The sequence below is a fragment of the Methanomassiliicoccales archaeon genome (genome assembly GCA_036504055.1).
GTDB lineage: Archaea > Thermoplasmatota > Thermoplasmata > Methanomassiliicoccales > UBA472 > DASXVU01.
This window is the reverse complement of record DASXVU010000035.1, coordinates 1-20,283: the sequence shown is the minus strand read 5'-3', so window position 1 is coordinate 20,283 and position 20,283 is coordinate 1. Positions and strand designations below refer to the sequence as shown.

Below are 20,283 nucleotides of genomic sequence, written 5' to 3'. Positions count from 1 at the left end.
TTCCCTGACCTGCTGATTCGAAACCAGCAGCGAGATGGCCAGGAATCCGCCGAAGGAAAGCAGCATCAGCGCACCGAGGGTAAGCTGGAGCAAGGCCATTATCGTAACGCCGGTTGGCCTTCTGCGATCGGTCATGATCGATGGAATTGTGTTCTAATTACTTAAATCCGGACCAACACGTGCCAATGATGTCCTGGGAGACCAAGCTCACTGTCATGTGCGAATTGATGTAACTATTCGAAGCTAAAGTTTACCCGGAATTAGCAACCCAACGTTGCGGCTGCCAGGTGTTTCAGTTCGTATTATCCCAGGAAGTTCGCACGGACCCGACTCGGGCACCCCGTGACCGGGAAATCCGACCAACAATGGAGGATTGAGCGAGTGCGTGCTCAGGAACAACTCCTCGGTCGCGTTCATTTAGGTATCTTCCCCGACAAGGTTGCTGAACGTATGGAACGGGTCGTTCTGACCATCAGGCGAAGAACCTTCTCAATTCAATCTGGCTTCTATTCCGTCTGTGTAATCGATCAGGGCTTGGATCCCACCCGTCTCGAAATCGAGCACATGACCGCCCTTGCTCCGATCCTCGCTGATGAAATGGAAATGGAACCCGGAGTACGACAGTGTTCCCGCATAACCTGGGCTCCACAGGCCGACCAGCGTACCGGTGATGTTCTGGTAATCGAACACTGCCTGTTTCTTGACCACCTCCGTCAACGGTGGATAGGGCAGTGATTGGGCCGGTACGCTTCGGACCTTCATCTCTGGGAAGGTTCCGTCGATCCGTATAAAGACAAAGGTGTCATTCCTGACGAAACCAGACAGAAGCGTTCCCTCCAATTCGGTGAGGTTCCGAGATCCAGTGGCATTTATGTGTCCATCCCGGTCAAAATAGTTAACCTGGGCGAAGGGTGTGGTGGCGCTGTCATTAGCCCTCTCCACATTCCCGTCGACGGTCGCACGATAACAGGTGCCCCCAAGGACTATCATCTCGCCGTCCAGTCCAGTGAAGGTCCCGATCCCGAAATCACCATTGTCCATCAGGGCCGTTACCTTCGAAATGGAGGCATAGTCACCGCCCAACAGCGAATCGTAGGATCCGACCTGGTAGAGCCCATCGCTCTTTTGATCGGAGCTGGTCGTTAACAATATCGCCGAGGGGATCACGATAAGCAGTGCTGCAGCGATGACCGCCAAAAGGAAAAAGGCACGGCGCATAACGCCGCATCAGCCTCTGCGATTATCAAGTTGACCTTTTGATTCCCGCTATTCGTTCCATCATGCAGACTTCCCGAACCATATCCTTACCTTCTTAGCGTTCAAGCACAGGATTATGATTGTCGGAATGATCGCCCCCACCAATCCCGAAACCGTATCTGAGAACGTGAACCCTCTGGACAAGGCAGTGAAGAGCGAGATTATCAGCGAAAGGAGGGCAAAAACCATTCCGGCCGTCCACACCCATCGCCAGCCCTTGAAGCACCCTAACCTAACATGAGGTCGATTATGGACACTATGAGGCCCCCCGATCCGATGATGAGGATGAACGTCGTGTTGTTCTTCAGCCAATCCTGTGCATTTGCCCTAAGTTGTTGTGGATATCGGCTTTGCTAGGCCTTCGAGGAGCATTAGGCCGATCCCCGATAAGAGTTCCAATACCCCAACTATGAAGTAAAGGAATCCAACAATGGTTATTGCGATCGGACACGGCCTGTCGGCCATCAAATGTGTCTTGGAAGCTACATTACTTAATAAATCCCATGAGGCGGACTCACAATACTATTATCATTAACCAATGTGTTTGAACCGCGATCTGATGAAACATGGGACGGCTGCGTTTCTTGTGTGCGCACTGATGATCGCATCTGTTTTGAGCGGACTAGGCCATTCTCTGGCCACGGTGCCTTCGTCGCCATCGATCTCGGAAAGCATAGACGTTCGATCCTCCCAGGGGACCGGTGCTTTGGTGGTCGGAGTACCCGATGACGCGGCGCCAGTGACCACACCGACATTGTCGGGAGTGTATCACAATGGATGGTTCTCCAGTGAAGTGGGCGTAAATCTCACCGCCGTTGACCAGACCAGTGGGGTCAACATGATCGAATATAGCCTTCAGGATGGGATCTGGCTGACCTACACCGGCAATTTCACTATCTCGACCGAGGGTTACCATACGTTGTTGTTCTCGGCCACGGACATGGTCGGGAACAAGGAGCCGGAACAGAGCATCAACGTGAACATCGACAGGACAGTGCCAGTTACCAGCTATTCTCTCGATGGCATGCACACTGAGGGGACGAGCATCTTTGTAGGAACGGTGGGCATCGTACTGACGTCCCAGGATGTGGTCGATGGGGTAACCAGCATCCAATATTCCCTCGACGGGGGCAACTTTGATTGGTATACCGGTCCGTTCACAGTGGAAGCGGCGGGCTCTCATTACCTGAGGTTTAACAGCACCGACCTTGCCGGTAACTGGGAAGCTGTAAGAACGATCAACTTCTCGATAGACAACGACTCTCCTTCCACAATGGTGACACTGCACGGGAACGAAGGACTGGCCGGATGGTTCATCGGAAACGTCACGGTCAATATTACTGCCTCTGACACGGTGAGCGGCACCGACAAAATAGTCATCAGCGTTGACGGAGGGCAATGGATGGACTATGCCGGCAACTTCACCGTAAATGGTCAGGGCAACCATACCCTGAGATACCTGGCCATTGACAAGGCCGGGAACAATGAGACGGAAAGGTCCCGGTCCATCAAGATCGATATCATGGCCCCGGTCACCATGATCACGCTAGATGGCACTGGAGACCGGGGGAACTTGGATTTCAACGGCTCGGTGACGGTGTCCTTGATCCCTATGGACGAGGTGAGCGGCAAGGCCTCCACGAAGTACTCGCTTGACGGAGGAGTGTGGACCATTTACGCCACCGGTCTGTTGGTGTCCTCACCGGGGAATCACAGCATCACCTTCAATAGCGCTGATCGGGCGGGGAACGTTGAGCTATCCAGGACGGTCAACTTCACCATCGATCTGACCGCTCCGACCAGTAGGTTATCGATCTCGGGAAGCATGGGGAGCGGGGGATGGTACAACAGCACGATATTCGCCACCTGGAACCCAGCCGACGATATCAGCGGAGTAATGGCGACCCATTACCGCCTGGACAGCGGAGATTGGGCAACCTCGGCCTCGACCCTCGCCATATCGGCCGAGGGAATGCACAGGCTTGAGTACTATTCCGTCGACAACGCCGGGAACGCGGAGGACGTGAAAACCTTCCAGTTCAAGCTGGACTCGGGGATGCCGGCGGCGACCATATCTCTGAAGGATGGTATGGCCGTGGACTCCTCGCATCTGACCGTGACGGTGAACTCGTTGGATAACGGAAGCGGGATCTCGTCGATGACATACAGCGTGGACGGGAATGGGTACACCTCCTGCATGGGAGGCAAGATCATCATGACCGGGCTGAACGAAGGTCAGCACACCCTGCTGGTAAGGACAACGGACCAAGCAGGGAATGTTGCGGTCCAGAAATTGGATTTCACAGTTAATACATCCGGCGGAATGAACCCGCTGCTGGGCCTAATACTGGTGATCATGATGATCGCCGCGATATTGGGATTGATCGTAGTATGGCGGAGATCGAAGAGAAAGGGCTGAGCCGCCTATACGCGACCTCGCCTGGCCCTTTGTGAGGCTAGGAATTTTCCTCTTCCTCAGCACACCAATACTTGATGCGCTCACCCAGACACAATGGAGTATGTTCGCAGAAGGATGACATGGCCAAGATCCTCGACAAGATGATCGAGTCGGACATCATTGTGATGGCCACACCTGTCTACATCTATACGATGGACGCTCAGATGAAAACCTTCAATGACAGGACGGCGGCTGGATACACTGAGATCAAAAACAAGGAATTCTAATTTCATAGCGACCGCCGCGGACGACAACAAGGCTTCGTTGGAGAGGACGTTCGAAGGATTCCGAGGGTTCACTGACTGCTGCCTCGAAGGTGCAAAGGAGATGGGATTGATCTACGGGGCGGGCTTATGGCAGAAAGGTTATGCCGTAGGTACCGCCCTCATGCAACAGGCCTATGATATGGGCAAGAATCTGTAAACCAGGATGTGGTTCGGGGTTGGAATGGATCGGACATTGTATTTGGAATGCTATTCCGGCATAAGCGGAGACATGACCGTCGCCGCACTCCTGGACCTGGGAGCGGACCAAGGCGTTCTGGAGAAAGCACTGGCAAGTCTGCCGGTGCACGGCTTCAGGATAAAAATCGGCCGCGTGTCGAAATCTGGATTGGATTCCTGTGACTTCGATGTCGTCTTGGACCCTATAGATGAGAAGAATGGTCTGAATATCGTGCATGGGAAACAGGAGCACGTCCACGAACATCGCAGTCTCTCCCAGATAGTTGAGATGATAAATCATGCCGATATCACAAGCAATTCAAGGGACCTTGCGATCCGGATCTTCCATATCCTTGCTGAAGCGGAGTCAAAAGCGCATGGTGTGGAATTGGAGCAAGTGCGTTTCCACGAGGTCGGGGCAATCGACTCAATCGTGGACATTGTGTCGGCTGCGGTGTGTATCGACAACTTAGGCATAACAAACGTGATCGTACCGGAACTGTATGAGGGGAAAGGGTTGGTGCGCTGTCAGCACGGCCTATTGCCTATCCCAGTTCCAGCAGTCTCTTCCATAGCGGCCGTCCACGGGTTGCACCTGCACATTATGGATGTGGAGGGCGAACATGTCACGCCCACCGGTGCGGCCATCGTGGCCGCCATCAAGACATCGGACGAACTGCCCCAGAAATTCTCGATCCAGAAGATCGGGATCGGTGCGGGAAAGAGGGTCACCGAAAGGCCTGGCATCCTAAGAGCGATGATCATTGAGACGAGTTACTAATGGAACGTTCGGTGCGATGTTCATTCCCTTCGATTCATGATATGATTGAAGGGTTTAAGGAATTTCAAAAGGTCTACGCTGTGCGTATAATAAGCCAGAAAGAGAGATGGCGGACCTGTGGGGATTCGTCTCAATTATAGCCAGTTAGTCGGTTTTTAGAATCAATTCCGGGATTTGGTGTTTCCTGAGCCTTGGTCATAAGTCGGGCGGCGAGCTCCTCCGGAGTGACGCCAAGCAGTTGCAGGATGAGGTTCAATGCCTCACTCTGCTCGGGTTTCGTTTGGGTCTTTGATACGCTGCCTTTCCCGCCCCATGCCTTTTCAAGCCTTGAGCCGGCGCTGTCCGCAGAGATCTGAGCATAATACCTCTGCGTCGTCATCAGATTCGAGTGTCCTAGCTGTGCCGATACGTCTACCAAGAGGTTCGGATCTTTCTCAACGCTCATTGTGGCGAAGGTGGGTCGAAAATCCTTGAGCCTGAAGTTGATACCGGAGATCTCCTGTACTTCCTTCTTGAGCTCGCGGAAATGGTTCTCGCTGTAGGGTTTATCCTCCCCGTTCCTGAGGTTTGGAATGAGGTGGGTGGCTTTTTTCACACTGTAGAAACGAAGCAGTTTCTCACGTTCCTCCAGGAATAATGTGACGTCCTGCCGATATGGAGGCATGATCGTTACGGTCCTCGTCTCAGCCCATACCCCCACACCTTTAGGGCTTCGAACGTAGAACCTCCACCGACTGACATCCAGGTCCTCCATGAAGGCCAGACGCAGTTCTGAGGGCCGAAGACCTGTTGCAACGTAGATCGTAGTCAGGAACCTGGCCTTCGCCCTACGCCATCCTTCAGGCTCGCCCGTGGAGCTCCCCACGCTCCGAGATGCTTCCTGCACTGTCTCGAGATCGGGCTGCGTGATCGCTCTTATTGGCTTTCTACCCACCTTCTGGGGCAGACGGTAGCCTTCGTCCTTCATCCTCTCGATGACATGGTTGTCGTTCATCCTGAGGATGCCTTCCAACCTTGCTAGATAACGCACCTGCGTATCCGGATCTAAGGACTTACCCTCGTGAGATTTCGGGTCCTTCATCCAATCTAGGAAAGCCCGGACCTCAACGGGGCCCATTTCCTTAGGGTGCGTCGTCCTGAGCTCGCCCCGCTCCCTCATCGCCTCGATCTCTCCAACGATGTGTCTGATAATCCTCCTCTCATAGACCATCGTGCTCTTTCCCACCTTCAGACTCCTCCTCTCTAGATATTTCTCGGCAGCCGCCATCAGGGGATACCTGCCCATGGACCTCCCCCTATTGGCAAGCTGATCGGCTTTGCTAGGACGCCCGCGTCGTCGTGCGACACTTTGAGCGCCTTCACGTTGAGCATGACCGCGGCCGGTATTAACCGCTTCGCTGACGCGACGCGGGACCGGATCGGCGGAAGATGCTCTAGTGTGCATAGGCTTACCCTCTCCCTAGAAAGAGTTAACCAGTTAACCCGAAAACGATGCTGGCATATCCGGGAAACCCAGGTTAACAGGTTAACTTAGTTACCCCTTCCTCCGTACTTCCTCAGGTTCACCGCATAGGTCGATTGGAAGCTGTCGGGATCAAAGTATGTCTGACTGTGAGCTCCACGGTGAAGGACAAACCCGAGGGACTTGATCATGTTAGTGACGCGGAGGGTCTTGACGGGGTCCCGGTTGTCATCTCCTTGTTCGGACAGGTCCATATTGAACTGTTCAGCCACCGCCCTAGTTGTCATCTTCGAGACGTTGCGCAGTTTCTTTCCATCCATGCCGGTCTGGTCGAGCTCGTCCTGGAACCTGTAGACCGCCTGGATCGCATAGAACGCCTTCCCCTCGTCGGTGTCCTTGAGCCCTTCGTCTGAGAACTCCTGGGAACTTGCCACGACTCCGAGGACTGCGTCGATCTTGGGACGGAAAGACTCGCCCCCGACGATCAATGAAGGAAGGAGCAGCGCCGCCGCCGTCTCGATCGAGCGATCGTCTAAAATGATCGTCCTGTCCTTGCCTGGAATCTCCCGTTCGGCGAGCTTCGAAGCCTCTACCTTCAGAGGTTCTAGCTTGACCATCTCGGTCTGGACCTTGAACCGGAGACTTAGTAAACGACCACGCAGCAAGCAGGCAGCGTCCTTCTGTATCCTCCTGACCACTTGGGCAGTTGGTGGTTTTTCGAGCATCCGGACGGTTATGGACCGGTTAACCTCGTCCTCTTTAGGAAGTCGGTTCTTGAGACCGATCGCAAGCGGCGAGTACACTTTATAGAAACCGACGTCCGAACGGTCTTTGTCGTTATCGCACCGAGGGACTGCTCCGCCTTCCTGGAACCCGCTCTTGAATATTACCCCAATATGGGGCATGATCTCCTTGTCGAGGTCCTGGTACTCGTCTATGAACAGCGACGGATGAAGGGACTCGATCAGACGGTACATCGCCGCCGGAGTGGGCGAGACAAGGTCCAATCCGTGATAGGAGAGCTCTCTCAACGTGTTCAAGGCACGAGTCTTCCCCGAGCGTGTGGTCGCGTAGAAGATCAGCCGTGGAGACGTCTCCATATAATCATGGATCCAAGTGTCAACTACCCAAGAGGCAAGGACGACGTAATATCTCTGGTCTGGAATCCACACATGCCCCTTGATGAACGCTATTAGATCATCTAGCAAGGTGGGGTCATCCTCGAGTCTGGGCTGTCCAGCTATCTCCCAGGGCGCGCTCTGTTTCTCGAACATTCCTTCCAGGATCATAGGAATGGATTTCTGGTCCTCATTTCCCCGGAAGAATTCATTCCACTCCATAGCGGTCTTGATTCCTTCCCTGGAGTGGTATGGAAGGGTAAACCCGAACTCGTTCGTCTCGGTCACGAACGGCTCCCATCCGCGGATGAACTTCAATACATTGACCTTGTCCTTGGAGGTCGACATTCAAGGACCTCTCGGGATTCTTCCCCTTATCTGGACTAGTACATTGACGCCATCTTTTTCCGTGTAGGAGGCCCTGAAACCTGCCTTGTCGAACGCCTCCCTGATCATGTCGGTGACGTTTTCCTGGACTTCCTTGGACGCGATGATCTTCCACTCGACCGGGAAAATTATGTCTTCCTGGAGGGCGGGGGAATGTGTCGCTTGCCCGGATGAGGAGTTCATCGCGGAACCTCCTCGATGATCTTGAGGCGGCCGGGCGAATAATGGACATATGCGACCCTGCAGCCCGATGGGAGCCTGTTCTCCAAGTCTTTCAAAACACTGGCAACATCCGCGTATGGTCCGCGGACAATAATTGCGCCACTCATCTGGAGCTTTGCGATTTCTTTATCTAGATTTACTTCATTTGTATTCGTAGTCTTCACCTTCCTGAGGCGGAGACCGGGATGAGGCGCTGCAAACGCCTCGTCCTACCCGGTCCTATCTACTGTTTTGGTGTTTCGTCTGTCTTCAGTTGGAAGTATCTCTTGCGTTGTTTCATGACCTCCTCGAGCTCAAGTTCCTCTGTTTTGAATTTGTCCAGCCGACCCATGCAATTCGGGCAACGCTTTGGCCTATCAGTTGTCTTCTTTACCCACCAGCTTGCGCATTTGGGACAAAATGCATAAGCCGAACGATCCGACCAGCTTGGATCGACGCTGTTCACTATCATAGTCCCGTTATCCAACATAGCACTCCCACCAGGGGGTAATTCTATGTCGACGTATTCCACAATCTCCTCGCCATCTTTCGGTTTTGATTTCATCAGGGGCATTATCTTGATCGTGGTCAGGAATGTTATCGACTCGCTATTCACAATGGCGTCTACGTCTAGATCTCCGTTTTTCTTTGGTGGGTTGATTACTGCGATCTTCTTTGCGTTGACTAGAATTTTGAGGTTCATACTATTAATGGTGGCAACGCAATGGTACCATTTAAGGTTTCCCAGCATCTGCCCGTATTTCTGGGCGTCCTTCTCAACAGCCGAGCCCTCGAGTCCTTCACCGTACAATTTCAATCGCGGCATGCTCCTGACTTCGCCTTCTACACCATGTGGATTAAGATGTGTATTCGTTTCTTGTCCTGGACATTACATCTATTGCACTCAAGCGGCATCCCATCCGGTCCCTTGGTGAGCTCGACCCCTCGGACGGTGCATTTTGGAAGGGCTAGATGGTCGTACATTATGAGAACGCATATCTCATCGTTCGGCGCTAACCTGTCCTCCAGGCCCTTGACGCGTTTCTCGGTGATCGTCATTCGTCACACCGACCTGATAATGATGCATCTTTGGTTCTTTTCCTTGACAGTGCAGCTATTGCACTCATGCGGCCTCCTGTCCAAGCCCTCAGTGAGCTCGATCCCTCTCTTGGGGCATGTAGGAAGAGGCTTATCGTCATCTATTACGAGGATGCATATCTCATTGTTCGGCGGTTCCATTGCACCTTCCAAAGCCTCTATCCTTCGTTCCGTGGTGGTCATTGGCTCGCCTTCTCCGCGTCTTGCCTAAGCGGCAAGTGGCCCCATTGCTCTTTCTCCCATGCTCGCCTCGCGTCGACATTGCTTAGTGACTTCCTAGCCTGCAGTATGATTGGCGGCGCGTCCTCCCCGACATCATCATACTTGGCGACGATCTCCCGAATCTGCCGCTCGAGCTCATCATCGGGCATTTCCTGGAGGGCTCGGGCCCGGGCATCGGCATCTGTCTCCTTCGGACCTACAGCGATCTCCAAGGCGGTTATCCTTTGTTCGGTGGTGGTCATTTCTTCGCCTCAGTTAGTTTGAACTTCTCCTCGAGGGCGGTTAACCGTTCTTCAATCCCAGATCCTTCAATGGATTTCATCAAAGCGTTGGCGACACTTGAGAGCGCCGTCAGTCTGTTGGTGGTGATGTCGCCCGACATACCGGCGTTGAACAGATCCGACAAGGCCCCGCTAAGCTGCTCGATGGACTTGATTGGGTGCGATGTCCAATTCTCTAGTCCGTCCTGCGCGTTCGATCTTCGGTTGCCCTTCGCCCTCGACCTCTCCCTTTTTGCGATCGCGTCCGGACGGGGATCATGATAGAAGCAGAACGTCGAACCCTTGACGGCCCATGCTCCACATGATGCCCCACTAGCTGAGATATGAGCACACCTGGGCTTTTGGGATGTTGCCCCGGCCAGGACCGGCCCAGGAACAGGAATATCAGGGAGTTTTTCTCCTTTTTCAGCCTCGAGATCCGTCATTTGAACCCGTCCGTCGTGTCCCTCATAGTTGTCGCGGGTTATCCGGGCCTCGGGTCAGGGAGCGGGTCTTAGAAAGTTGGCAGGCACACGCTCGTTTCCGGGCCGCGTCCTCTATCCTCCTATCGACCTCGACCATGAGCTCTTTCCGGAGGTCCTCGAGGGCCTTCTTGAACTCGTCCCGGGTCATCTCGCCGCCCATCAGAACACCAACTGCATTACCACTTGGGCGGTCTTCCTGCAAGCAGGGCAAGTTACCGCGCCCTCGTGGATCGTCTTTATCTTCTGCAGCTGATCGTAGAGGCCCCCGGTCTTCTGCCATTCCGATTCCATGAACGCCATGCGCCCCTTCACGGTCCCGAGCGGTTCCCCACACGAGCACTTGACCAGGCTGGTCTTAAGCCGGTCCTGCCGCTTTCCGTCGATGGTGACGAACAAGTGCCCTTCCTTGAGCAATTGTTCTATCCTTGGTTCCCTCGCTGCTTCCTCGGCGGCCTTCCTCGCTTCTAGCATGCTAGCCTTGAGGTATGCGTCCTTCTTTGCGTTCAAGGCCCTGGTGGTATGCTTCTCTCTTAGGATCTCGTCAAACCTCTTTCCGGTCGCGAGCTCGAGGTTGATAGCCATCTCCGGGTCCGTGGTGTTCCGCTCGCGGCTTATGGCGTCATCTAGCTTTTCCAATTCTGCCGTGTCGAGCTCGATCTCAACGTCCCTGTTTCCGAACTTGTCAAAGAACTTCATTGTCGTACCTTCCTCAGTCTGTCCCCATATCGCCGTGACAATTTGGGCAGTTTCCATCATCATGCAGGAGAGAACCGCATATCACGCAGCGCGGCCCCCTCTTCTCCCGGGTCCTCTTGGCGATCCCCGTCAGCTTGCATTCCTGCCAGCGGTCCCTCCGGACTAAACGCATATCATGACCCCTTGAAGAAAAAAAGAGCGTCGGCGGTGGAGAGCCGCACGACACCGGGCAATGTGCCCCAAAGTCCCCCATATATGGGCGGTGAGTCGCCCGCGTGATGTTCGTGGCGTTCCGCGAACGGTCAGATGGATCATGGAGATCTACCGGGCTCTTGATGTTCATCATTCTTTTTACCAAACGATTCAATCAATGCCCGTCTCATCTCGACACTTGGCGTTTCACCGACTGCCTCTGCACGGGCCTTTATACGTTCATCCAACCAGGATGGAACGCGCAAATGCACCATTGCCGTTTTGACACCATCGCGGTTACATTTGTAACTCATTACTACTACATAGATAGTAAAATATATCATTACTTAGTGCTATACGTGTGTCAATAATTGAGGAATGTTGATGACTGGACAAGATGATACAGTTGAGACAACAATGATACTAGACCTATTACACAATGTTACAAGTATGGATGTCCAGATGCTAGTGAGACATTTCGGAGAAAACAAGAGAGCCACGATCTACCGTAGACTCAAAGAGTTGAAGAAAAATGGAATTGTTAATACTGATAGAGTTCATGGCCGAGCTCGATATTTCTTAGTGCAGAACCGATCTAAAATTGGCCCTGTTGACAAGACGCCATCTGAGGTCGACCGCCTTCTTATTGATGAGTGCAAGAACATTGTATCTGAGATCATTGGTTCAGGAGTGCTTCAAGGGTCGGCCGGCGAGGCGTCGGAAGGCTATAATTTTGTGATAGCTGCATGCAAAGCCGATGCCGAGGCTAAAGGTAAACCATACCCGTTGGAACCGGTCCTTGTACCCTCTGAAATTCTTGCCGACAACAGGCGAAGGCAAGAGCTCAGGACGCAACTATTGAGACGTTGCGAATCCTTGCATGAATCCCTCAGATGGCTAGAGGGGCGGCGGGGAATATCCATACCAGGTTGGTGGGGCACCGACTACATTAAGAGGCATAGAGACACCCAGGCCGTTTGGAGCGAACCTGACAAATCCAAGCCCGCAGGGGATGACTGGCAGGGAACTCATTTGCTTTTCTGGCTCGAATATTATCTGGGAGCGATTGACATGCTGAGTAGGGAACAATCGATGAAGAACAAGGTAACGATCACTGAGAAGAAAAGAGGACGGCCGAGGGCGTTCAATCCCTGAAAAACGTCGATCCACTCTAGTTCGCTCATCTCCCGGCGGTATCGGGTAAGGTCACGCGGATGGCGCCGGGCGTCCTCACCATGAGCGATCATCGCCCTCGCTCCCGCCGAGGATATGAACCTCCGGTTGTCATCTTAAGATCATTAGATCCTTCCCTTTCGCTCCCCTTTCCGGAGGTCGTGCCACCGGTTTTTATAGAACGTGCCCTTTGATTCGCTTCAATTCGCACCCCAGACCGAAAACGGCATGTCGGTTTGCTTCGGTAAAATGTAAGGTTTGCGTGGGTTTTAAAACGGCTCTTTTCTATGTCTGGCCGGAAAACGGCATATGTGACTTTCGCATTTGTCAATGAACTTCAAAAAAAGAGTGTTGAGGGAGAGCGGGCAGAGCTCCCCCTCGCAGCGATCCCCTTATCAGAAATCGGCCGGTAGCAGTTCGTAGGTTTCGAACGCGCATGCCCTGGTCGCGTTCCTGGACCGCCCCTAGAACTCACCCGGGAGGAGATCGAAAGCGTCGTGGGCGACCGCCTGCGTTGCGTTCTCGATCGTGGTGGCGAGTTGCGCCAGCGCTGAGTCGAGGTCGTTCTGCCAGAACGGGTCGATCGCTAACCCTTCCGAGAGCTCGATGATGATACGGAACTTGGACGGCTTGATCACGTACTCGCTCCCGATCCTGACGGTCTTCGGTGCTTGGCTCATTACGGGTTTTGGCTCTGTGCTCATTTCCATGTTCTCACTTTATCCTATGTTATCCTATTGAATGTAGTATGTGATAATGAACTATAAATAACTATTCTATCCTATGGTATCCTATGAAGAAAGGAGAAAAGAAAGCCGACCCCAAGGTGCAGCTTTCGGTCACGGTCTCCGGGAATCTCGTCGGGTTCATGGATCAGGAGATCGAGAAGAAGATCTACTCGTCACGCTCACACGCCGTCGACCGGGCACTGCAGGAGCTCAAGGACCGAACGGGCAAACGGCCTTAACAGTCTGAGAAAATTGTTCATAAATAATATTATGGTGCCCCCCAAACATCGTTCCACGCATGGACGATGAAGTCAAGATGTGGTTTGAACTCGTGGCCCGTTTCAAGGAACAGGTCGACAGAAAGCGCGAACATAATATAACGGTCGCTTTTGCCTTAGGTGGACTGGCCCTTTGGCTGTTGAACATGGGTCCTTCTAATGTTGATTGGTGGGTTCTAGTTGATTTTCTTCGGGGCTTTTCATTTGCAGCGTTAGTATTCTTCATCCTTGCCCTTTTAGGTTTGAATTATGATCTGAGCAAGACCGATAAGGAATTCCAAGAAGTTTTGATGGGGATATTGTCTGGCAGGTTATCGAATAAGAATAAGATTGAAGCTGATTACCGAGAACGGACAAAGAACATGGGGCGCTTCATCGGTGCGTATAACATGGCGGTTGAAAGGGCAACGAAGAAGTGATGGTGCCGGCCGCGTCGTTATAGAGGCCTCGGAGAAGGTCGTTTGAAACGCTAAAGGGAACCGCCAGGATGTCGTTCAAGGTGCTTATTTATCCTAGCATCATCTTGTAATCCTGGGGTATTTACTTGAGGAAGGTCCTTATCGTCGTAGCTGTCGTTGCCATTTTCGTGATCGCCGGATTGGGTGCGGTATTACTATTGAATAAAACGCCCGCACCAGATAATAGTACAAAATTCGAGGTCACAGGGATCCAGTTGAACAGGAATGATATATTGGCCAATCACATGGTCAATGTAACGGTAATCGTAAAGAACATCGGGAATCATCCGGGATTCTACAATGACAGCATCATGCTCGATTCTGTTAGTTGCCATTCGATCTCTGTCGAGCTTGTCCCTGGAGAGCAGGCAACGGTCAAATGCAATGTCACTTCAAGCATGATCGGGAATCATCTGATCGAGGCAGGGAAAGCTAACGCATCGTTTGTCGTCCATGACCGGCGGGTTGTCGGAGAATATGCAAATTGGACGATGACGGGATATTCCACTACGGTTGGGCAGATTTCCGCAATGATGACAGACACGATCACGAGTGTCGGCCCTGACAGCTATACCGATTCAGTCTCATTCACTGGCTATCCTGTCGCGCCAACATCTAGTGTCCATAACTACACGAGTGTTTTCAAAATCCTGGAGTATGAAAACGCAGAATACCTAGGTACCGCTAAGGCGTCGACCTGCTACGGGCTGATGGACCTGGCCCACTATCGATTGACAAGTGGAAATGAGGTCGACGATTACTATATTGAGAAGAACAGTGGAGTGACGGTCATCCAAGTGGTGACGATCGACCCCACCTCAGTCGTAACGTATACCCTGAGCGGGACGAACGCCGAATGGCTGAAGGACCTGGGAAAGTGAGAAAGGAGCACTTTCACCCATCTCCCCCCCCATCGCCTTAATCACCTCTCGGTTCGTCATCGAGCTCATGGATTGGAACGCGGCCGGCCCCTGGAAAATCGAGGACCTAGACGGGAACTCGCTGGTAGTAAGTAAGGACCTGGAGCTCGCCTACTTCAAGGCGACGTCGTTGATCTACGCGAGCACAAAGCTCTGGGAGATCTCCCCGGACGAGTATGTGGTGGTGCTCGAGGACGGAACGGTGGTCAACACTATCAAGAAAAATGTCCAAGAATGAGAGCGTCCATCATGCACGTGCGCCTTACCACTAATTTGTCCGTGCACCCACGCCCTTTCCGGCCCCGTTTCCGGTCAACGAGAGAGCGAGCCCCCTTCGGCGGGTCGGCGCGTCCGAAGCTCACCTTCCATTATTTAGGTCCCGTAAATGTCGCTTTTCTCCCCATCTTCCGTGGAAAAACGTCATAAGGTTTAATATATAGAATTCGTTCCTTTAGTTATTGCAGGTAAGTCCCGGATGGTAGACGTGCACCGGAAGGGTACACAACGCAAGAATCCATTCGGGGTCTGCAATTTTTACCATAACCTCTCGCCCCAGTCAACCTTGTTCTTTAGTTTATCATAGTATTCATCATTTTTCCTTTCCAGATGCTGGAAGACAGACCCGACCACGAAATCATGGACCCGCAATCCAGGATTGTTAAATGAGTCGTAATGGCTGAGTCTTAGCTCTGGTAGAAAATTGCCCATGTGTTCGTGGTCTAAAATGGTGTTCATATAGCGGTCGAAATCGTTCCTCTCTGCTCGGCCACCCGCCCTCTTGTCCACGATCATGTTGAATTTGCGGGCATTGTAACTGCCGAATACTGAGGCCATCAGTCTACCACACATGTAGTTGTAGAGCTTGTCCTTGCATCTTATCAAGTGCTCTTTCGTATCGGATTTCTCGATCGAGCACCAATGAACATGACAGCCGGTGTCGCAGAACCTATCGATGTAGAAATGTCTCATCCAGTCGTCGCTGTTGTTGAATTTTACTTCGGCACGGGACTTGCCCTTGATCTTTAGCTTCTCATTTCCCTTTTTCACAATCCTGTCGAAGTTCACCTTGCTTGTCGTAACAGTCGCAGCAATCACTAGGTATCGTGAGCTGTTCGGAGAGAACCCGAGATCTCCGCTTTCATCTAGGTATACTTCGACCAAGTCGTGCAATAGAGGGAAAAGGAACGACCTATTGATTAACGATATTGGTCAATGGAATCATATTGAGAATCAAAAATGGGAACGATTCCTTGCTCGGTTAACCCCTTCACATAGTTACCCTGGAGTTACCCTCCTTGTTACCCTTATGATTATCTACTATCCAGTAGAAAGTAGAGAGAAGAAATAGGTTAAAAGGTTAACAAGAAAGGAAGGGAGTAAAGAGAACAGAACGAGCTCTCGATCTCATTCGTTCGAGAACCAAGAAAAAGATAGAAGGGGTTTCGCCAGCCAGATGGCAGGATTCAAAAAAACCCCGAATTGATTTTCAAAATCGGATGACTGGATAGAATAGTGGCGGACCTGTGGGGATTCGAACCCCAGTCTTTGGCTTCGAAGGCCAAAAGGATAATCCAGGCTACCCTACAGGCCCTTTGGACAAACCCTCGTTATCACTACTTCGGTTAAATAATCTCTCATAGGCCGATGCTATTGATCACAGCGCCGGAATTACCGTCGATGACGAGGGCTATCTTCTTTCCTTTGAAATCGTATCTGGCGAACCAAATTGGAGCATGCAGTAGCTCGGTCTCGGAGACATCGACATCGGTATGGAGCTCCTGGATCATGTGATGCTCCGCATGAGCCTTGTCGGACTGCAGCTGGGTCACAAGCGTTCTTGCCTGATATTTCGCCGCCTCCTCACCGACGTCCCCGTTGAGGATCTTTATCCCCTTCGGAAGTTTCGAAATATCGAAGAAGGCCCTCTCCTCCAATCTGAACTGATAGTCCCGGGGTTGATGTTCGGCCATTCCCTTCAAAGCCACCACCGGGAAGTTGTAATTGTTATCGATCTCGAAGGTCTTCTTGGCCCCTCCACGACCGGGGTTCATCATAGATCCCATCATCGCACCAGCGACCAGAGGACCGGAGATATTGGCTCTACCCCTTCCTCCCCCGATGCCCGCTCCCATCAGTCCGAAGAGGGCCGCGGTCGTGGCGATCTGACCAGCCTCCACGGCAACATCACTTGAGATGATCGAGGTCCTGGCTGACACGGAAACGATCCAGTATGGCACAAGGCTTAGGTTCAACTCCTCCAGAACCGATTTCTCCTGTAGATGGCGGTGAAGGAGGCCCTGATCCATGGATTGCGCGATCTTCTTGCTCACGGTCTCTGTGTCGGGAAAGTTCACCGGAAGCATGGTCTGCTTCTTGATGCCGGTCCATCCTTCGCTCCCCAGGGCGATCGCCGTTCCGCAGTACTCACATGTGATGACCATCTCACCGAACTTGGGCGACAATGGAGCACCGCAGCTCGGACAGTTCAAAGAAACCGCCCCGCTCGGAGCAAGGACCGGCTTTGTGTCATCGATAGCTTTTCTGACCTTCGCTTCGCCAATATGCGTACCACACTTCATGCAGTACTCAGCATTGTCTGGTAATTCCGTGCCGCACTTGGGACAGTACATGATTTGACCCAACGACGACTACTGAGTCACCCGATATTAAGCATTCATGGACGAACATCACCGAGATCCACAGGTTTCACAAAGATTCCGTGCTAAGGACGAACGAGAGACAAAGTAAGACAACAAACGGCGGGAAATGAATAAAGACCAAAGGTTACAAGTTCCGTTCTAAGTGAAAAAATGAGCCCAACGATACCCAAGACCATGAGAGCGGTAGTCATAGACAAGTATGGCGGGCCAGAGGAGTTACACGTAGCGACAATACCCGTTCCGGCGGTTGAGGAATGGGATGTTCTTATCCAAGTGGAGACAGCCGGGATCGGTAGTTGGGATCCCTGGATAGTTGAAGGAGGACTTGGCAGCGGCGGAGTATTTCCTTTGGTGCTTGGTTCGGACGGTTCTGGAAAGGTGGTGGCGGTCGGGCCGATGGTGAAACGGGTCAAGGTAGGCGATCTGGTGTACGGGTACGCGTTCGGAAACCCTAAAGGAGGGTTCTATGCCGAGTATGTTTGTCTGCATGAGGGCAACCTGGCCTTGATCCCGAAGAACGTCAGCCTGGAAGAGGCCGGAGCACTGGGGGCAAGCGGGGTCACCGCGCTCATCGGACTGTTGCAGCTAGACCTGATCAACGAGCAGAAGATGATAATATATGGGGCCAGCGGAGGTGTGGGACACGTTGCCCTCCAACTTGCCAAATTGATGGGGGCGGAAGTTCTTGCCGTAGCCTCGAGCAAGGACGGAGTCCAGCTAGCAAAGCGTCTGGGGGCGGACATTTCCATCGATGGCAGGACCGAGAACGTGAGCGAAGCGGTCAGGAAATTTGCGCCGGATGGTCTGGATGCGGCGATGTTCTTTATCACCGGACCAGACCTGGACAAGATACAAGAGCAGGTCAAGGACGGTGGCAAGATCGCCTATCCGAACGGCGTGGAACCGGAGCCTAAGGGGAGAGAGGAAGTAAAAGTGATCGCCTTCGACGGAGTTCCCAGTCAAGAGATCTTCGACCACCTCAATGAGCTGATCGAAACCGGAAAATTTACCGTGGAGATCAGCAAGCTGTATGACATGAAAGATCTGGGCCAGGCGATGAAGGATGTGCAAAAGCATCATTTGGGCAAGCTAGCCCTCAGAGTCGGCATAGGCTCGAAGGAAAAAGGAGCGGAGAAGATAAAGGTCAAATCGGGATGACCGTTCATTCGTCCATCATCATCGGGCCTGATCGGATCGTTGTCTGTAACCAAGGGACGGAAGGAAGGTCTCTGACAAACATTTAAACCGTTCCGCCCTGATGCGCAGTCATGAAGCGGGTGACGATGGGCCACGGTGCGGGTGGCGAGATGATGCAAGAGCTTATCGGCGAGCACATTGCGCCCTTTTTGCCCAAATGCAATGCAACGGTACCCTTGGAATCGTATGATGATTCCGCCGTCGTGGACGATGTGGTGTTCACCACCGATGGCCACACCGTGAAGCCTTTGTTCTTCCCTGGCGGAGATATCGGTGCGCTTTCCGTCTGTGGGACGGTGAACGACATCGCGGTCATGGGAGGCCGACCACTAGCATTATCCAGTGCCATGATCCTTGAGGAGGGATTGGAGCTCGAGACCTTGGAGAAGGTCACCAAGAGCATCGGCCATTATTCGAAGATGGCCAATGTCCCGGTGGTCACCGGGGACACCAAGGTCATGGAGAAAGGTGCTATTGACAAGATGGTCATCGTCACGTCCGCTATCGGCAAGAGGTCGCCTCATATGGACCATAATCTTACGGTGGCGTCCAAATACCGCAAGGTGGACTCCTGCTGGCTGACCGACAACAACCTGCGCGAGGGAGATGTGGTGATCGCCTCCGGTTTCATGGGCGACCATGGCATTGCCCTGCTCTCCTTCCGCGAAGGCTACGGGTTCGAATCCAAGCTGCAGAGCGATTGCGCCCCGCTGAACGGTTTCATCGAAGAGATCCTCAAGATCGGAGGAGCGGTGTGCATGAAGGACCCGACCCGAGGGGGCTTGGCCAACACCGTCAATGAATGGTCGTCGAAATCAAAGATAGGGATCGAGCTCGAGGAGAGCTCCATCCCATTGTCCGAAGCAGTGCAGAACGCCAGCGAGATGCTGGGACTGGACCCGCTGACCATAGGGAACGAGGGCAAGGTCGTGGTCGGGTGCGTACCAGAAATGGCGGAAGAGATCCTGGCCAAGATGAGAAGCCTTCCCGAGGGGAGGAACGCGGCCATTATCGGCAAGGCCACGAAGAGCACCAAGCACGTTGTCCTTAGGACCGAGATCGGCGGAAAGAGGATACTGGAACCGCCAGTGGGCGATCCCGTTCCCCGTATATGCTAGTCAGCCGATCGTTCAGACCGTGGCGCCGATGAGATAGCAGATCCCGAAGGCGATCAGCCCGATGACCGCCATCCGGGTACCTTTTATCCAAGGGTTCTTGTTAGCGATGCGTCCCATGAAGTAGCCGGTGATGAACAGCATCGATATTGCCAGCGTTATCGACAGCTCGGCCGCGTAGACGATGTCAGAAGCTGGGAGGACCAGGAAAGGTACCAGTGTCACTCCCCCGGCGAGCAGCGGGGCAAGGGAATTGACAAGCGATATCAGGATAATGCTGGCCCGGGAGGTCCTGCCCAGATCGGTCTCGTCCACTGAGGACAGCATGGCCCGGCTGATCTCGTCCAAACGCCGGCTCTGTTCCAGGCTCTCCGCCTCGTAGACGCTGGAGCCGGTGGAGATTGCCAGAGCCACTGCGCTGGTAATTATGGTGGTCTTGACCACGTCGATGTTCGGGTGGGGCGAAAGAGCAGAACCGATGATGACGCCGAGGATGACGAATGTCGTATCGAATATGGTGTTGACGAAGTAGCGGCGGAGCGCGGGCCGCGTCTCGGGCATATTCAGTGCCTTCTTGAACATTCCTTTCCTGATAATGACCATGGTCAACCGTCGGTTGCCCTATGGCATACATTGCGTCATGAAAAAGATTGCCCCGAAGTAATTATCAAAAATGAAAATAAGGGTTTGGCGG

The 20,283-nt window shown here is 52.9% G+C and carries 26 protein-coding genes and 1 tRNA gene; 10 read left to right on the top strand and 17 right to left on the bottom strand.

Features of this window, described 5'->3' with window-relative positions; all coding sequences use genetic code 11:
• Nucleotides 1–489 precede the first annotated feature (489 nt).
• Entirely contained in the window at nt 490–1,218 is a 729-nt protein-coding gene (gene budA / locus VGK23_08735) for an acetolactate decarboxylase (GenBank protein ID HEY3420622.1), read from the bottom strand.
• A gap of 583 nt (nt 1,219–1,801) precedes the next feature.
• Between budA and VGK23_08730 the strand changes: the two genes are divergently transcribed.
• From VGK23_08730 to VGK23_08720, 3 genes are all read left to right on the top strand, one after another.
• A complete protein-coding gene (locus VGK23_08730) occupies nt 1,802–3,676 on the top strand; it encodes a hypothetical protein (protein ID HEY3420621.1) in 1,875 nt (624 codons plus the stop codon).
• 74 nt (nt 3,677–3,750) lie between these two features.
• A complete protein-coding gene (locus VGK23_08725; protein ID HEY3420620.1) occupies nt 3,751–3,942 on the top strand; it encodes an NAD(P)H-dependent oxidoreductase in 192 nt (63 codons plus the stop codon).
• 220 nt (nt 3,943–4,162) lie between these two features.
• Nucleotides 4,163–4,939 (top strand): LarC family nickel insertion protein, encoded by a 777-nt coding sequence (locus tag VGK23_08720; GenBank protein HEY3420619.1) that lies wholly within the window; start codon nt 4,163–4,165, stop codon nt 4,937–4,939.
• Nucleotides 4,940–5,069: 130 nt separating this feature from the next.
• On the opposite strand, the gene VGK23_08715 is transcribed toward VGK23_08720, so the two are convergent.
• The 11 genes from VGK23_08715 to VGK23_08665 all read right to left on the bottom strand — a co-directional run bounded on the left by VGK23_08715 (nt 5,070) and on the right by VGK23_08665 (nt 11,040).
• The gene (locus VGK23_08715) at nt 5,070–6,206 is read right to left on the bottom strand and encodes a site-specific integrase (GenBank protein ID HEY3420618.1); all 1,137 of its coding nucleotides are present in this window, start codon (nt 6,204–6,206) and stop codon (nt 5,070–5,072) included.
• Nucleotides 6,207–6,469: 263 nt separating this feature from the next.
• The gene (locus VGK23_08710) at nt 6,470–7,867 is read right to left on the bottom strand and encodes a hypothetical protein (protein HEY3420617.1); all 1,398 of its coding nucleotides are present in this window, start codon (nt 7,865–7,867) and stop codon (nt 6,470–6,472) included.
• Nucleotides 7,868–8,089, bottom strand: coding sequence for a hypothetical protein (locus VGK23_08705; protein HEY3420616.1), 222 nt, complete (start codon nt 8,087–8,089; stop codon nt 7,868–7,870). It lies immediately after the preceding gene.
• A gap of 262 nt (nt 8,090–8,351) precedes the next feature.
• The gene (locus tag VGK23_08700; protein ID HEY3420615.1) at nt 8,352–8,924 is read right to left on the bottom strand and encodes a hypothetical protein; all 573 of its coding nucleotides are present in this window, start codon (nt 8,922–8,924) and stop codon (nt 8,352–8,354) included.
• 26 nt (nt 8,925–8,950) lie between these two features.
• Nucleotides 8,951–9,166 (bottom strand): hypothetical protein, encoded by a 216-nt coding sequence (locus tag VGK23_08695; GenBank protein HEY3420614.1) that lies wholly within the window; start codon nt 9,164–9,166, stop codon nt 8,951–8,953.
• 3 nt (nt 9,167–9,169) lie between these two features.
• Complete coding sequence (locus tag VGK23_08690; protein ID HEY3420613.1) at nt 9,170–9,388, bottom strand: hypothetical protein; 219 nt, start codon at nt 9,386–9,388, stop codon at nt 9,170–9,172.
• Nucleotides 9,385–9,669, bottom strand: coding sequence for a hypothetical protein (locus VGK23_08685; GenBank protein HEY3420612.1), 285 nt, complete (start codon nt 9,667–9,669; stop codon nt 9,385–9,387). Before VGK23_08685 ends, VGK23_08690 begins: the two co-directional genes overlap by 4 nt.
• Complete coding sequence (locus VGK23_08680; protein ID HEY3420611.1) at nt 9,666–10,133, bottom strand: hypothetical protein; 468 nt, start codon at nt 10,131–10,133, stop codon at nt 9,666–9,668. Before VGK23_08680 ends, VGK23_08685 begins: the two co-directional genes overlap by 4 nt.
• A 22-nt stretch (nt 10,134–10,155) precedes the next feature.
• On the bottom strand, nt 10,156–10,332 hold the full coding sequence (locus tag VGK23_08675) for a hypothetical protein (GenBank protein HEY3420610.1): 177 nt from the start codon (nt 10,330–10,332) through the stop codon (nt 10,156–10,158).
• Nucleotides 10,332–10,868, bottom strand: a complete 537-nt coding sequence (locus VGK23_08670) for a hypothetical protein (protein HEY3420609.1) — start codon at nt 10,866–10,868, stop codon at nt 10,332–10,334. Before VGK23_08670 ends, VGK23_08675 begins: the two co-directional genes overlap by 1 nt.
• Nucleotides 10,869–10,881: 13 nt before the next feature.
• Nucleotides 10,882–11,040 (bottom strand): hypothetical protein, encoded by a 159-nt coding sequence (locus VGK23_08665; protein ID HEY3420608.1) that lies wholly within the window; start codon nt 11,038–11,040, stop codon nt 10,882–10,884.
• Nucleotides 11,041–11,444: 404 nt separating this feature from the next.
• Between VGK23_08665 and VGK23_08660 the strand changes: the two genes are divergently transcribed.
• Nucleotides 11,445–12,215, top strand: coding sequence for a hypothetical protein (locus VGK23_08660; protein HEY3420607.1), 771 nt, complete (start codon nt 11,445–11,447; stop codon nt 12,213–12,215).
• Nucleotides 12,216–12,697: 482 nt separating this feature from the next.
• Here the strand turns inward: VGK23_08660 and VGK23_08655 are convergent, their stop codons facing one another.
• Nucleotides 12,698–12,913: a hypothetical protein gene (locus tag VGK23_08655; protein HEY3420606.1), complete on the bottom strand. Its 216-nt coding sequence runs from the start codon at nt 12,911–12,913 to the stop codon at nt 12,698–12,700.
• 113 nt (nt 12,914–13,026) lie between these two features.
• Between VGK23_08655 and VGK23_08650 the strand changes: the two genes are divergently transcribed.
• From VGK23_08650 to VGK23_08635, 4 genes are all read left to right on the top strand, one after another.
• On the top strand, nt 13,027–13,200 hold the full coding sequence (locus VGK23_08650; GenBank protein HEY3420605.1) for a ribbon-helix-helix domain-containing protein: 174 nt from the start codon (nt 13,027–13,029) through the stop codon (nt 13,198–13,200).
• 59 nt (nt 13,201–13,259) lie between these two features.
• Complete coding sequence (locus tag VGK23_08645) at nt 13,260–13,658, top strand: hypothetical protein (GenBank protein HEY3420604.1); 399 nt, start codon at nt 13,260–13,262, stop codon at nt 13,656–13,658.
• A gap of 125 nt (nt 13,659–13,783) precedes the next feature.
• Complete coding sequence (locus VGK23_08640) at nt 13,784–14,578, top strand: hypothetical protein (GenBank protein HEY3420603.1); 795 nt, start codon at nt 13,784–13,786, stop codon at nt 14,576–14,578.
• A 67-nt stretch (nt 14,579–14,645) separates the two neighbouring features.
• The gene (locus VGK23_08635; GenBank protein ID HEY3420602.1) at nt 14,646–14,855 is read left to right on the top strand and encodes a hypothetical protein; all 210 of its coding nucleotides are present in this window, start codon (nt 14,646–14,648) and stop codon (nt 14,853–14,855) included.
• A gap of 296 nt (nt 14,856–15,151) precedes the next feature.
• Here the strand turns inward: VGK23_08635 and VGK23_08630 are convergent, their stop codons facing one another.
• The 3 genes from VGK23_08630 to VGK23_08620 form a co-directional block, all read right to left on the bottom strand.
• Nucleotides 15,152–15,787, bottom strand: coding sequence for a DUF3800 domain-containing protein (locus tag VGK23_08630; GenBank protein ID HEY3420601.1), 636 nt, complete (start codon nt 15,785–15,787; stop codon nt 15,152–15,154).
• Nucleotides 15,788–16,130: 343 nt separating this feature from the next.
• Nucleotides 16,131–16,208, bottom strand: a tRNA-Arg gene (locus VGK23_08625).
• A 43-nt stretch (nt 16,209–16,251) separates the two neighbouring features.
• A complete protein-coding gene (locus VGK23_08620; protein HEY3420600.1) occupies nt 16,252–17,259 on the bottom strand; it encodes a zinc ribbon domain-containing protein in 1,008 nt (335 codons plus the stop codon).
• A 168-nt stretch (nt 17,260–17,427) separates the two neighbouring features.
• On the opposite strand from VGK23_08620, the gene VGK23_08615 reads away from it, so the two are divergent.
• Nucleotides 17,428–18,435: an NADP-dependent oxidoreductase gene (locus tag VGK23_08615; protein HEY3420599.1), complete on the top strand. Its 1,008-nt coding sequence runs from the start codon at nt 17,428–17,430 to the stop codon at nt 18,433–18,435.
• A 110-nt stretch (nt 18,436–18,545) separates the two neighbouring features.
• Nucleotides 18,546–19,592: a hydrogenase expression/formation protein HypE gene (gene hypE, locus VGK23_08610; GenBank protein ID HEY3420598.1), complete on the top strand. Its 1,047-nt coding sequence runs from the start codon at nt 18,546–18,548 to the stop codon at nt 19,590–19,592.
• A gap of 12 nt (nt 19,593–19,604) precedes the next feature.
• On the opposite strand, the gene VGK23_08605 is transcribed toward hypE, so the two are convergent.
• Complete coding sequence (locus VGK23_08605) at nt 19,605–20,150, bottom strand: VIT1/CCC1 transporter family protein (GenBank protein HEY3420597.1); 546 nt, start codon at nt 20,148–20,150, stop codon at nt 19,605–19,607.
• Between the last annotated feature and the right edge of the window lie 133 nt (nt 20,151–20,283).